The organism is Leptospira perolatii (assembly GCF_002811875.1).
GTDB lineage: Bacteria > Spirochaetota > Leptospiria > Leptospirales > Leptospiraceae > Leptospira_B > Leptospira_B perolatii.
This window is the reverse complement of sequence record NZ_NPDZ01000014.1, coordinates 55,165-67,301: the sequence shown is the minus strand read 5'-3', so window position 1 is coordinate 67,301 and position 12,137 is coordinate 55,165. Positions and strand designations below refer to the sequence as shown.

15 protein-coding genes are annotated in these 12,137 nt (G+C 42.7%); all 15 read right to left on the bottom strand.

Features of this window, described 5'->3' with window-relative positions; translation table 11 throughout:
* Positions 1 to 249: 249 nt before the first annotated feature.
* The 15 genes from CH373_RS16515 to CH373_RS16445 all read right to left on the bottom strand — a co-directional run bounded on the left by CH373_RS16515 (position 250) and on the right by CH373_RS16445 (position 12,134).
* Positions 250 to 1,452, bottom strand: coding sequence for a cyclic di-GMP phosphodiesterase (locus CH373_RS16515; protein WP_100714109.1), 1,203 nt, complete (start codon positions 1,450 to 1,452; stop codon positions 250 to 252).
* A 15-nt stretch (positions 1,453 to 1,467) separates the two neighbouring features.
* On the bottom strand, positions 1,468 to 1,722 hold the full coding sequence (locus CH373_RS16510) for an EscU/YscU/HrcU family type III secretion system export apparatus switch protein (RefSeq protein ID WP_100714108.1): 255 nt from the start codon (positions 1,720 to 1,722) through the stop codon (positions 1,468 to 1,470).
* Positions 1,719 to 2,483, bottom strand: coding sequence for a hypothetical protein (locus tag CH373_RS16505; protein WP_100714107.1), 765 nt, complete (start codon positions 2,481 to 2,483; stop codon positions 1,719 to 1,721). The genes CH373_RS16510 and CH373_RS16505 overlap by 4 nt, the downstream gene beginning before the upstream one ends.
* On the bottom strand, positions 2,480 to 3,151 hold the full coding sequence (locus CH373_RS16500) for a ribonuclease HII (RefSeq protein WP_100714106.1): 672 nt from the start codon (positions 3,149 to 3,151) through the stop codon (positions 2,480 to 2,482). Before CH373_RS16500 ends, CH373_RS16505 begins: the two co-directional genes overlap by 4 nt.
* Positions 3,152 to 3,157: 6 nt before the next feature.
* Positions 3,158 to 3,580 (bottom strand): 50S ribosomal protein L19, encoded by a 423-nt coding sequence (rplS, locus tag CH373_RS16495; protein ID WP_100714105.1) that lies wholly within the window; start codon positions 3,578 to 3,580, stop codon positions 3,158 to 3,160.
* Positions 3,577 to 4,245: a tRNA (guanosine(37)-N1)-methyltransferase TrmD gene (gene trmD, locus CH373_RS16490; protein WP_100714104.1), complete on the bottom strand. Its 669-nt coding sequence runs from the start codon at positions 4,243 to 4,245 to the stop codon at positions 3,577 to 3,579. Before trmD ends, rplS begins: the two co-directional genes overlap by 4 nt.
* Positions 4,235 to 4,756, bottom strand: a complete 522-nt coding sequence (gene rimM / locus CH373_RS16485) for a ribosome maturation factor RimM (protein WP_100714103.1) — start codon at positions 4,754 to 4,756, stop codon at positions 4,235 to 4,237. The genes trmD and rimM overlap by 11 nt, the downstream gene beginning before the upstream one ends.
* A complete protein-coding gene (locus CH373_RS16480) occupies positions 4,749 to 4,979 on the bottom strand; it encodes a KH domain-containing protein (RefSeq protein ID WP_100714102.1) in 231 nt (76 codons plus the stop codon). The genes rimM and CH373_RS16480 overlap by 8 nt, the downstream gene beginning before the upstream one ends.
* Positions 4,979 to 5,245 (bottom strand): 30S ribosomal protein S16, encoded by a 267-nt coding sequence (gene rpsP, locus CH373_RS16475; protein ID WP_100714101.1) that lies wholly within the window; start codon positions 5,243 to 5,245, stop codon positions 4,979 to 4,981. The genes CH373_RS16480 and rpsP overlap by 1 nt, the downstream gene beginning before the upstream one ends.
* 178 nt (positions 5,246 to 5,423) lie before the next feature.
* The gene (rpe, locus tag CH373_RS16470) at positions 5,424 to 6,077 is read right to left on the bottom strand and encodes a ribulose-phosphate 3-epimerase (RefSeq protein WP_100714100.1); all 654 of its coding nucleotides are present in this window, start codon (positions 6,075 to 6,077) and stop codon (positions 5,424 to 5,426) included.
* Positions 6,074 to 7,069 (bottom strand): PASTA domain-containing protein, encoded by a 996-nt coding sequence (locus CH373_RS16465; protein WP_100714099.1) that lies wholly within the window; start codon positions 7,067 to 7,069, stop codon positions 6,074 to 6,076. Before CH373_RS16465 ends, rpe begins: the two co-directional genes overlap by 4 nt.
* Positions 7,066 to 8,010, bottom strand: coding sequence for a methionyl-tRNA formyltransferase (gene fmt, locus CH373_RS16460; RefSeq protein WP_100714098.1), 945 nt, complete (start codon positions 8,008 to 8,010; stop codon positions 7,066 to 7,068). Before fmt ends, CH373_RS16465 begins: the two co-directional genes overlap by 4 nt.
* Positions 8,010 to 9,953, bottom strand: coding sequence for a replication restart helicase PriA (priA, locus tag CH373_RS16455; protein WP_100714097.1), 1,944 nt, complete (start codon positions 9,951 to 9,953; stop codon positions 8,010 to 8,012). Before priA ends, fmt begins: the two co-directional genes overlap by 1 nt.
* Positions 9,950 to 10,798 (bottom strand): hypothetical protein, encoded by an 849-nt coding sequence (locus CH373_RS16450; RefSeq protein ID WP_100714124.1) that lies wholly within the window; start codon positions 10,796 to 10,798, stop codon positions 9,950 to 9,952. The genes priA and CH373_RS16450 overlap by 4 nt, the downstream gene beginning before the upstream one ends.
* Entirely contained in the window at positions 10,791 to 12,134 is a 1,344-nt protein-coding gene (locus CH373_RS16445) for a sigma-54-dependent transcriptional regulator (RefSeq protein ID WP_100714096.1), read from the bottom strand. Before CH373_RS16445 ends, CH373_RS16450 begins: the two co-directional genes overlap by 8 nt.
* Positions 12,135 to 12,137 lie beyond the last annotated feature (3 nt).

Here is a 12,137-nt window from a genome sequence, read left to right as displayed (position 1 = left end):
AAAAAGGTTAATTCAACAACCAAAAGTGTAACCCATGTCTCCGGTTTAAAGTGTTACCTATGTTCCCGGTTCTTCACTTCTTTGGGTGGGGGGATGGTGGTGGGAAAAACCCCGAAGCACCTTCCACTTATCACAGAAAGTAGCTTCGTTCAAGCTGATTTTTCAATTCCACGCTTGTAGGAACTCCTACACTTTCGAATCAAATCCTTACTTGCAGGAATGAAAAAATTCGATTTCTGGATGAAATTGTTAAATCGGATTTTCTTCTACAGCCAAGGTAGTCGCTAGATCTAAAGCCTTGACAATGAACAAATGATTATCTTTCACAAGGTCGACCAAGATTAGATGTCTTACCATAGTTCCATACTCGTCTTTCACAATTCGTATGCTTGGTCTCAACGGCTTGTCTGGATTTGAGCTCAATACAATCCCGATTCTCTTGTCAGAAAGTTCCACACAAGAACCTACTGGATACAGTGAAATATGATTCAAAAAAGTGCGAACGATCTTTAGGTCAAATTTTCCTACATCCATACTGATCATGGACTTAATCGCTTCGTGAGGTAGTATGCTATGTCGATGCGGACGATTGGTAATCAGGGCCGAAAAATTATCCGCGATTGCGTATATTCTTGCCTGCTCTTCAATCGCTGTGCCCGCGAGTTTCTGAGGATATCCTTTACCATCATATCTCTCATGGTGTTGTAATGCCACGATCGCCAAGCTATTCTTCATCTTAATCTTCTGAGTCAAGATTTGATACCCTACAATCGTATGTTTTAAGATGGATTTATATTCTTCATCCGTAAGCTGCTCTGTCTTTTCCGAAATTGCCGGCGGGACTTTGGTCATTCCTACATCTGCGGAAAGACAGGAAATTGCAAGATCCACCATCTTTGGTCGGGAGTAATCCAGCAGCTTTCCTATAATCAGCGCATAGAAAGTTGAACTCGTGATTTGGTTGTACAAATAATAGCCTGGATTGTTCGTAGCTAGTATTAAATAAGAAAGATTACTATGTGCGCGGACAAAATCAGTAATTTGTTCCGCCATATCTCTAACTGTAGCGATATCGAAACTCTTATCGTCGGATACCTTCCTATAAATGTCCTGCACCAAATGGAAGGTAGCCTTGTAAAGGCTCGAAAAAGTGAGTCGGATTCTATTTAGATTATCAAAGATATTTTTGAGCGGCAGCAGATCCTCGTCCACTGTAGTGCTCAGGATAAAGTCCTCTAGGTGATGTCCTTCGTGATGAACCTCCTGCGGTTCTTCGATCACCATCTGTTCTCCATGAGTCAATACTTCCGTGATTCCAAATCTTTTCAGTCTTTCCAAATCGGAATCGGTAACCGGAGTATTAGAAGTAATGAATAGATTCTCCTTGTCCAGATACACTGGCTTAGTGAATCTCATCCCTGCCTTTAACTCCGACACGTTAATTTTTTTCATGAATCAAATTCCTTATCATTTTCGCATTGTGCCTTCCTCTATCAGAAAGGCAAAGACCGCAGCGACTGCTCTATACAGATTTTCGGGAATTTCCTCCCCGGGTTTGAGTGGAGATAGAGCTTCTGCCAATGGTGGATTTTCAAAAATTGGAACCCCGTGTATTTCTGCCAATTGTTGGATTCGATTGGCGAGGATTCCTTCTCCAGTGGCAATCACTCTTGGTGCCTCTTCCTTTTCAGGAACGAATCTGAGGGCAATCCCCAATTTCATGCGGTCCATTCCTTCCTTTGGAATGAGGGTTTGTACAGGATCCTAACTTCCCGGAACCTCACCCCAGAATCTTCAAGGAATTGCATAAATTTTTTCCTATTTTGACCCATATGCAAGTACATTTTAAATCCGGAATATGTAGCAGTTAGGACCAAGTCAGAAGCATCTTGTTTCTTCCAAGAAAACCTGTACAGACTTGGGTCCCCATTCTTAGTCGCAACTCTCAGAACAAAAACCTTCTCTTCTTCGTCCTTTCCTAAGTATCCTTCTGCCTCACCCTCAGGTAGTTCCCAATTAAAAATCGGCGTCTCTGCTTTCCAATCTAGAAACGGAAGATACGTTTTTAAAAAAGAAATCATGGATTCCATAGAAGTAGGTTTTTCTTCTTTGCTAGTGACTAATTTTTCTAAAAGTTCACCTAACGCCATTCCGGGTGGAGAAATGCTTTCCCCAAATTCGGTAGTATCTGATAGTTTTCTTTCCAAAATTCTCCATTCGATTGTTTTGGAAACATTTACCTTTTCGAGAACCAACTCTTCTCCCGCTAATAAAGTAGTTTCGGTTCGAATGTCCAGCGAGTGTCCTTGCCAAAACAACTTTGCCTTTCCGTCCTTACTTCCTTCTTGGACCCAAACTCTAAAAAAAGGTGCTTCTTTTGATTCCCCGTCGAATACTTCTGGATGAGAAATAGAACGGATTCGTGCCAAAGCTTCGAGTCCTTTGATCGGACCAGTGGGATCACTTGGAGTCAGCGGATTCATATAAATTTCTTAGTAAAAGAACGGCGGTGAATTCTGCAAAGTCCCTGACTTCGAATCGCGTCTTCGTGTGCTGTTGTGCCGTAGCCCTTATGAAGATCGAAACCATACCCTGGAAATTTCTGAGAGATTCCCTTCATCCATCGATCTCTTAGTACCTTGGCTACAATCGAGGCTGCTGAAATGCTCGCGATTCTACTGTCTCCTTTGGTATAATAATGAGACTTGTTTTGGATCGAACTGAACTCTGGATACTTTGAGAATTTATAGTTACCGTCTACTAAAAGTATCGGCTGATTGTTTGCCGTATTGAGTGCTTCTTGTTTCCGCTGAAACGAACGAGTACATTTCAGTATGCCTTCTAACACCGCTCGATTGATTCCTTTTTGATCGATGTAATGGTGGGAAATAAATGTCTGACGTAGAAAGAATGCGTTCTCTCGTATTTCTAGAAACAGTCTCTCTCTTTTGGATTCTGAAAGTTTTTTGGAATCGTTTAGGCCTTGTAGTAGTCGGCCGGAAAGAATAGATTCTAGCGTGGATGGGGAAAAGGAAACCATAGCAACAGAAAGAGGACCCGCATAAGGTCCTCTCCCAGCTTCGTCAATTCCACATGGAATTCCGAGTTCGTAAAAACGGGATTCCTCCGGTTCGAAGTTCCCCGCTTTCAATTGAGTTTAGGCTTGTTCTGCCCCTGCGCTCGCAACTTCAGCTGCTTGACGTTTTTTGTCTTCAGCAACCAGAGTCTTTCCACCTTTCAACTCACGGATACGAGCCGATTTTCCGGAACGTTCTCTGAGGAAGAATAGTTTAGATCTGCGCACTTTTCCTTTACGGACTAATTCGATTTTTGCAATCCTTGGAGAATACAACGGAAAAATTCTTTCCACTCCTACATCGTAAGAAACCCTACGTACTGTGAAGGACTTTCCGTTGCCACCGTTAGAGATGGAAATTACGACTCCTTCGTAAACCTGCACTCTCTCTTTACCGGATTCCTGGATTTTATAATGTACTTTTACAGTGTCCCCTACGCTAAAATTCAGGGAACGATTTGCATCGGTTGGCAATCCGCCTTTTACTTTCAGAAGTTCTTTCATAGATTCCTCATTTTATCGGAGTCGATTCTCTTTCTGTTCGTTTCCCGCCAGGATTCAATTGCGGCATGATGACCGCTCAGGAGAACTTCGGGAACTTTCCATCCATTATATTCGGAAGGCTTCGTGTATTGAGGATATTCCAGTACGTCCACCACATTGTGTGACTCGTCGCTCAAGCTACCCTCATCGCCCATAAACCCGGGCAAAAGCCTGGACACAGCATCCACTATACAGACGCTTGCCAAATCTCCGGCTGAGAGTACATAATTTCCAAGGGACAGTTCTATGTCAACAAGATGTTCCGAAACCCTGTGATCCACTCCTTCATAATAACCTGATATGAATGTTAGATTGCTTTGAGCGCTTGCGAGTTTCATCGCAATTTCTTGAGTGAATGGGATCCCGGAAGGCGTTGTGAGTATTACCTTACCTTTTTCTTCTCCTAGAGACTGCAGGGCCAAATGAATCGGCTCCACTTTGAGCAGCATACCAGGGCCACCACCATAAGGAGTATCGTCTACTTTCTGGTGCTTATTATTTGCGAAGTCCCTAAGTTGTACTACCTGGATAGAGAAAATGTTTCTGCGGATGGCCTTTTCTTGTAAACCTTCTCGAAAGTAGGCTTCTATCTTAGAAGGAAACAGACTGATAAAGTTAAACTTCATCCCATTGCTCCGGTTGCTTCAAATAGATTTTGCCCTCTTCTATTTGAACTTTTCCAACAAAATTTTCGATGAACGGAATCAAAATCTCCCTTTCCGTATCATGAAATTCTAAGATTGGGTGCGCTGGATTTTCTATCAGATCAGTTAATGTCCAACCCAGGTCCTTTCCTTCTTCAGAATACGCTTTCAATCCAATCAATTCGAATAGATAGTATTCCTGCTGTTTCAAAGCGGGTAAAAGCGAGTGGGATAGCATTAGGTCTGCGCCAATCAGTTTGGAGGCCTTTTCTGGCGTGTCAATGCCTTCGAAACGTAAAGCCAAACGACTAGAATGTCCCTTTAATTCCACCAGATTTGTATCTATGCTGGGGCGGCTTCCTGGAAATACCAATCGAACTGCGATCGGAAGCTTTAAGCTTGTTAGGGAACTTTCTTGGGCGATTAATTTTAGAAAACCCTTCAGGCCGAAGGGCTTTCCCAATTTTCCGGCGAGTACGAAGTCTTTAGTCAATAATTTCCAAGGAGAAATTCTTGCCTGCTTTCACGGAAGCAGCGGTCAAAATCGCACGAAGTGATTTTGCGATTCTTCCATTCTTTCCGATAACTTTTCCTACGTCCTTTGGAGAAACTCTTAGCTCTAAAACAGTTTGCTCCTCTCCTTCGATTTCCGTTACGGAAATTTCCTCAGGATGATCTACTAGAGAAGTTACGATATATCGAATCAGTTCTTCCATTATTTCTTCAGAGATTGTTTGTACTCCGCCCAGATGCCTTCTCCTTTCATAAGGTTGAGCACTGTACCGGTAGGCTGCGCGCCCTTACGTAACCAGCCTAGAACTTTTTCTTTGTTCATGGTGGTTTGGTCCTTTATCTCAGCAGGGTGATAATGGCCTAAAATATCGATAAATTTTCCATCTCTTGGAGAACGGCTATCCGCAGCCACGATTCTGTAGTGCGGGTTATTTTTGGCTCCGGTTCTTTGTAATCTGATCTTGACCAAAGTAAAAATCCTTTCGGGGAATTTGGTTGAGAAATGACCCCTGAAAGGCCACTTTTTCGCGCTAAATTGTTATGTCAAGTGGTTCGTAATCTTAAGGTGTCTTTCTGCAGATAGGAATCTTAGAGGCTCAGGTCCGATGAATTCGAAAGCCAATCTTTCTCGCTCAGGAAAACGTGTCCTAGTGCTTAGAATTCGCGAGTCTTTTTAACATAGTGCCGTTATCGTTTGGATTTCCGGATTTAAACAACCCTGCCCCTACTACGCAAATATCCGCACCTGCCTTTGCAAGTTCGGCGATATTGGTTTCGTTCACTCCGCCGTCTACCTGTATCTCGATCGGGTAACTACCTATGAGCTCTTTTACCTTTCTAATTTTCTCCAGGCCATTCTGCACGAATTTTTGGCCATAAAATCCAGGTTCTACGGTCATGATCAATGCAAGATCTATATAAGGCAAAAGAGGTTCCAGAGATTGGGCTGTAGTTCCAGGGTTAATGGACACGCCGACTTTGGTTCCACTCTTTTTGATCTCTTGGGCAAGACGGATCGGAAAATCGGTCTTTTCCAAATGAAAAGTAATGCAGTAAGGATCCAGCTCATAGTATTTGGCCACGTGATTTTCCGGTTTTTCTACCATCAAATGCACATCCATCGGAATCTTAGTCATAGCTTTTACTTCTTTGCAGAGTGCTTCTCCGAAGCTGATCTGAGGCACGAAGTTTCCGTCCATTACGTCCAAATGGATCAAGTCTATGCTGTCTTGTTTAAAGTTAGGTACGTGAGAGGATAAGGAAGTAAGCTGAGTTGCTAGAATAGAAGCTGATATTTTCAAAATTCGTTCTCGTAATCTTTGGATTTGACCTCGGATCCATTTTGGTCTAGAAGTACCAAGGTCACGTCTCCAACCCTGTAAAATACGGTTTGGATTTTTTCGCCTTCTTGGAATGGTGTTAGCGCGGATAACTGAATTTTTTTCGATTCATCTTCCTGGTCTTTTAACACCAATTGATAATTTCCGTTCTCTTTAATTTTGTATTCAAAGGATTCGTAGCCGCTTTCTACATGATCTTCCGGTTCGAAATAGTAGACTTTGAAATTGTACCCTGAATTTGTTTTTGATACCGACTCGATCTTTCCGTTTTCTCTCGGAAATCTGGTTTCGACCAATTCTGCCTTACTCGGAATTCCTGCCCGAGCCAAGGTTCTTTGCGCAAAGACGAAAGAATCTCCTTTTTGAAATTCGAAACCTCCCGCGTTTCCGGCTTTTGCCGCGGGTTTGGTGACGAGAAGATATACTTTTTCTCTTCCGGTGGTATTCTTTCCGGCTTCAGGAATTTGATCGATGACAGTGTCAGGAAGTTGTCCTTCGGTAGAATCTACGTAAGTAATTCCGCCGATTTCCATAGAGACGTAGGTTTCTCCGGAGAGTACTTTATCCAAAGAGCTCTTTGCTGCTGCGAGAGTTTGTCCCTTTACATCCGGCATGATCAGTCTGTCCAAGCCGATATTTACGGTTAACGAAATCTTGGAACCAGCTTCTATTTCTCTGCCGGAGCTAATGGATTGGTACAGAATAATTCCATCTGTCTTGTCCGGATATCTCTTGGAGTCCAATTTTACTTTGAGCTGTAACCTTACTAATTCGTTATGTACTTCGTTGTAAGGTTTGCCGACTACATCTGGCATAACCACTAGAATGGCGCTTTTGGTTCTTACAAATACGACCAAAAAAGCTGCGATAAAAAATACGACTAAGCCTATAGCTAAGAATAAGATGTAACTGCCAACTGGTAGATACTTAGAACGGAATTCTTCTTGAGTCACTCGAACTGATCCTCATCCGTAATGCGGTAGCCGTTCATGAAGTCGGAAGCAGTCATTCGGTTTTTGCTTTCCGGTTGAATGGAAATGACTTCCAAGAATCGACCATCTCCACACTGGAAAAGGAGCCCCTTTTTGTCCATTCGTTTCAATTTGCCCGGCTGAATCGTCTCGGAACTTTGCTCCGTCAATTTTGTTCGGTACAGAACTACCCTCTTTTCTCTAAATCTGCAAATTGCGCCCGGCTCAGGAGAAAGGGCTCTGATTCTATTTTGAATTTCTTCCGCAGGCAATTGTAAGTCTAGGACTCTATCTTCGGGGCGTATTTTGGTGCAGTAGGTTGCCTTGGTCGAATTCTGAGGAATCGCCGCAAAAGGAGTAGATCTTTCTTCTCGGAATAGTTCCAGGAGTGCCGAAGTTCCGACATCCGTAATTTTCTCCATGAGAGAAGCAGAATCGTCCTCCGGAAGAATCGGGACTTCTGCTTCCCGAATAATATCGCCTTCGTCCATTCCCTCGGATATGTATTGTATGCTTACTCCGGTGGTTTTGTATCCTCTCCAGAGTGCGGTTTGAACCGGCGAGGCTCCCCTCAGGTCTGGTAAAAGTGACCCGTGTAAATTGATCGTCCCAAATTTCGGAGAGCGAAATACTTCCGCGGGCAAAATGGATCCATAAGCGAATACAACGAACATTTCGGTTTCAAATGTCGAAAAATCTTGTAGAGCTTTTTCTTTTTCCTTTCGGATTGATTCATATTGAAAGACCGGTAGCCCTTTGGAAATCGCGAGCTCTTTGACTGGGCTCGGAACATTCGACTTGCTCCTTCCCTTTGGACGGTCCGGATTTGTGACTACAAACTGAACTTGGAGGCTCGGTACTTCGAGTAATTTGGATAGTAGTTTTGCGGAATGTTCTGGTGTTCCAAAAAAAGCGATCTTCATTAGACTAGATCCACTGGATCAAAATCCAGCTCCAAGTAAACGTTTTTCGAAAGTTTCAAAGGACGAATCTCCTTGCGAATATGATCCCTCCATAGTGAAAGAGATTTGGTTTTGATCAGTATATGGTTTCTGTAATTTCCGTCTATTCTGTAAAAAGGACAAGGAGCCGGACCCATAAATATTGTATTTGGATCGGGTAAATGCTTCTTTAAAGATTCATGAACTAGTTGTATCGTTTTTACTGAGGCTTCTTCTTCCTTAGAGCGGGCCAAAATTCTGATTAATCTGCAAAAAGGCGGAAAGAAAAGCTCTCTTCTGACTAAAATCTCTGATTCGTAAAAAGCTTCGTAATCCTGCTTGAGTGCCATCGCAAAGATAGGATGCTCAGGGCTATGTGTTTCGATCAGAACTTCTCCCGCCAAATGAGACCTACCTGCTCTTCCGGCTACCTGAGTCAGCAAAGAGAATACTCTTTCTCCTGCTCTAAAGTCTGGAAGTCCTAGTCCGATTCCTGCATTGAGTACACCTACCAAAGTTACTCTGCCTGCGTCTAAACCTTTCGAGATCATTTGGGTTCCGGTGAGTATATCGATTTCTCCGTGCACCAACCTGTCTATGACTTCCGTAAGCAACGAACGATCTTGGATAGCATCTTGGTCCAATCTTTCTACTTTTGCACCTGGGAAAGATTCTAACAGGAACTCCTCTAATTTTTGGGTGCCAGTTCCCATTAATACTAGCTTTTCACCTAACCTAGCTTCTAATCTAGATAAGGATTCGGAGTATCCACACAAATGGCAAATCACAGAACCTTTTTTGTGAAAGCAAAGATGGGCAGTACAATTTGGACAAGGGATATAAGACTTTTGACTTTCCGAATATAAAAGAGGACTGTATCCTCGACGGTTCAATAGTAGAATCACCTGCTCTTTTCGATCCAATCTTTGTTTCATCGCAAAAGTCAGCTCGGAACTAAGTAGTCTGGATTCTCTTTTGTTTTCCAGTAGTTTTACCTCGGGAGGTTTTGCTTTTCCAGCTCTTTGAGTCAAAACCTGAAATCCGATTTTGCCTTCTTTTGCGAGGTGATAAATTTCTAAAGAAGGTGTTGCGGACCCGAGTAGCAGCACTGCTTTGTTTTCTTTGCACCTTTGTAGCGCGATTTGTCTGGCGTGGTATCTAGGACTGGAATGTTCCTTGAAGGATCCGTCGTGCTCTTCGTCTATGATTACCAATCCCAAGTTTTTTACGGGAGCAAAGACAGCGGATCTGGTTCCAACCGCGATTCTCTTTTTACCCTGTAACAAATCGGTATAAGCTTTAAATTTTTCTGATACTCTCAGCGCTGAATGCATTAGCGCGACTTGTCCAGGAAACACCGCTTCTAACTTTCGGATAATGTGATAGGTCAATCCGATTTCTGGAACAAGTAGAAGTATTCCCTTCGAAGTGTTCTCCAAAAGTTCTTGAATCAGATGAAGATATACTTCCGTTTTTCCACTTCCGGTAATACCGAACAATAAATGAACTGCTTCTTTTCCGAAATCGCTGCGGATGGCTTGGTAGGCCTTTTCTTGTTCTTCGTTTAACGGAAACGGTTTTGTATCTTGAGTCGATTCGTTCGGAAGTGACTGCACATGTCTTTTTCCGCTCGGAACCATTTTGTGCACGCATTCACCCAAGGACGCGAGGTAATGTTCCTTCATCCATTTTGCGAGTTGGATCTGTTCCGGGGTAAGAATCGGAAATTTGTCTATGATCTTTTCTACAGGAAGAACTTCGTAGGTAGGTTCGTTCGAGTGTACGGAGAGAACAATTCCTTCTTCTTTTCTTCCCCGAAGTGAAACTTTGACTCGAACACCGACTTGAGTTTCGGGTGGAACTTCATAGGTAAAAGTATCCTCCAATAGGGGAAGATCTAGTGCGATTTCGCCATAACGGATCAAATCCGATCTTTCACCGATTCGTGAAAGATTTTAAGCTGGGAGAGTACGCCTTCCTTCACTTCTATTTCTTTTTGCTTTGCTTCCAAAAATTCGCTGGATTCGTTTTTTCCGGAAAGCGACTTTCTTTTTTGCTCGGAAGCTAAAATTGCCTCCGGGGATCGCAAAACTATCATTGGAATTCCGGGTAAAAATTCGAAAGTCTTGCCCATTCTTTTGGAGGCTTCCTCTTTTCCATACACCAAGGCTGCACTGGTTCCTAAAAGTACGATTCCTTGGATTCCTTCTTTCTCGATCGTATCTTTTACCTGTACTTCGCAATTCTCAACTCTAGTTTTCCAATCTGCAGTCGAAGATCTGTCCTGAGAAAAAATACAAGCCGGATATTCCTGGTAGTAAAACTCTCTCATGGAAAATCCGAATTCTTTTTGGATCATTCTATCGAATAGATCTTCTGCTTCTGCAGTTCTAAAGATTCTTTGCGGAGATGTTTTTACATAGGCCGGCTTTCCTGTTTGAGTTTCTCCGGTGTAGTGAAGTACCAGAACTTTCTTTCTTCCCTTGATTAGAAAATGCCGAATTGCGCTCAATCGGTCCGAGCATAATTTACATATAAAATTTCGGTCTTGTTCTTTCGGCGCAGTTCGCACTGGAGCATTCTCTTCTTTTTTGCCCCCTGTGAGTTGTTTTTGGCCCCAATTCCAGTTTTCTTTCCAGACCAAATCTAATTCATGGGGCTCCGGTTCTCCCTGGTATTTTAGAATCTGGAAGGAGTTCCTCTGTAACAAGAATCGAAAATCTTGAAGGATTCCTTTTAGCTCTTTGAGAATTTCAGTTCTATCAATCATGGATCTCATCCACTTGAATTCCCAAGCCTTTCATTTTTCTATAAAGGTGGGATCTTTCTATTCCTAAGGCCTTGGAAGTTTTGGAAACATTTCCCTCGTTCATCTGCAACGTTTTTATAATATACTGTCTTTCGAATTCTTCTTTTGCTCTTTTGAAGTCTCCCTTCTCGACCAAATCGTTTGCGTTTCTAAAACCAGTAAGCGAATCTTTCACATCTTGGGCGCGAATCGTTTCTCCGATCGTCATAATGCATAGCCTTTCGATTACGTTTTTTAGCTCACGAATATTTCCGGGCCAAAAATGGTTTTCTAACAAAGCCAAGGCCTCGTTCTCGATCGTTTTCGGCGGAAGATTGTTCTCTGATTGAGTCAATCGTACATAATGATCAACAAGAAGAGGTATATCCGACTTTCTATCTCTGAGTGGCGGAATAATGATCGGGATTACATTCAATCTGTAATACAGATCTTCTCTGAACTTTCCTTCCTTGATTGCGTCTTCTACAGGGATATTTGTAGCAGCAATAATGCGAACATCTACAGAAATCGTTTCCGTGCTTCCTAGTTTTTCGAATCTTTGCTCCTGCAGAATTCTCAGTACTTTTGCCTGCGTGGACAAGGACATATCGCATATTTCGTCCAGAAATAGTGTACCAAAATTCGCGGCCTCGAACTTTCCGATCCTAGTCTCAGTAGCTCCAGTAAAAGCTCCCTTTGCGTAACCGAAAAGTTCTGATTCGATCAATTCTTCCGGAATTGCAGCACAGTTCACTTCTACGAAAGGCTGATCTTTCCGTTTGGAATTTTTGTAGATCGTTCGCGCGACTAGTTCTTTTCCAGTGCCATTTTCTCCATAGATAAAGACTCTCGCGTTGGTGGCCGCAGCCTGAGCGATCGCGAACTTTACTTTTTGGATGGCTGGAGAATTTCCAAGAATATCATCATATTCTAATTTTACATCCGGAATTTCCGGTTTTGCAGTTTGCGCAATCGCTGATTCAATTGCCTCTAGGACTTTTTCGATCGAAAGCGGTTTTTCTAGAAAATCCACTGCGCCTTTTTTTGTCGCCTGAACCGCGAGCTCTATGGTTCCGTGTCCGGAGATCATTAGAACCGGAACAGTCGGATACAATTTCTTGCATTCGTTTAATATCGAAAGACCGTCTTCCTTTCCCAGCCATACATCTAACAATACCAATCCCGGTCTTTCCTGTTTGAGTTGCTTTAAAAAGGATTTTCCGTTGGCAAAATGTTCCACCTCATAATTTTCATCTTCCAAAATATCCTTTAAGGACTTCCGGATTTCCGGTTCGTCGTCAACGATGAAAATTTTCATGGG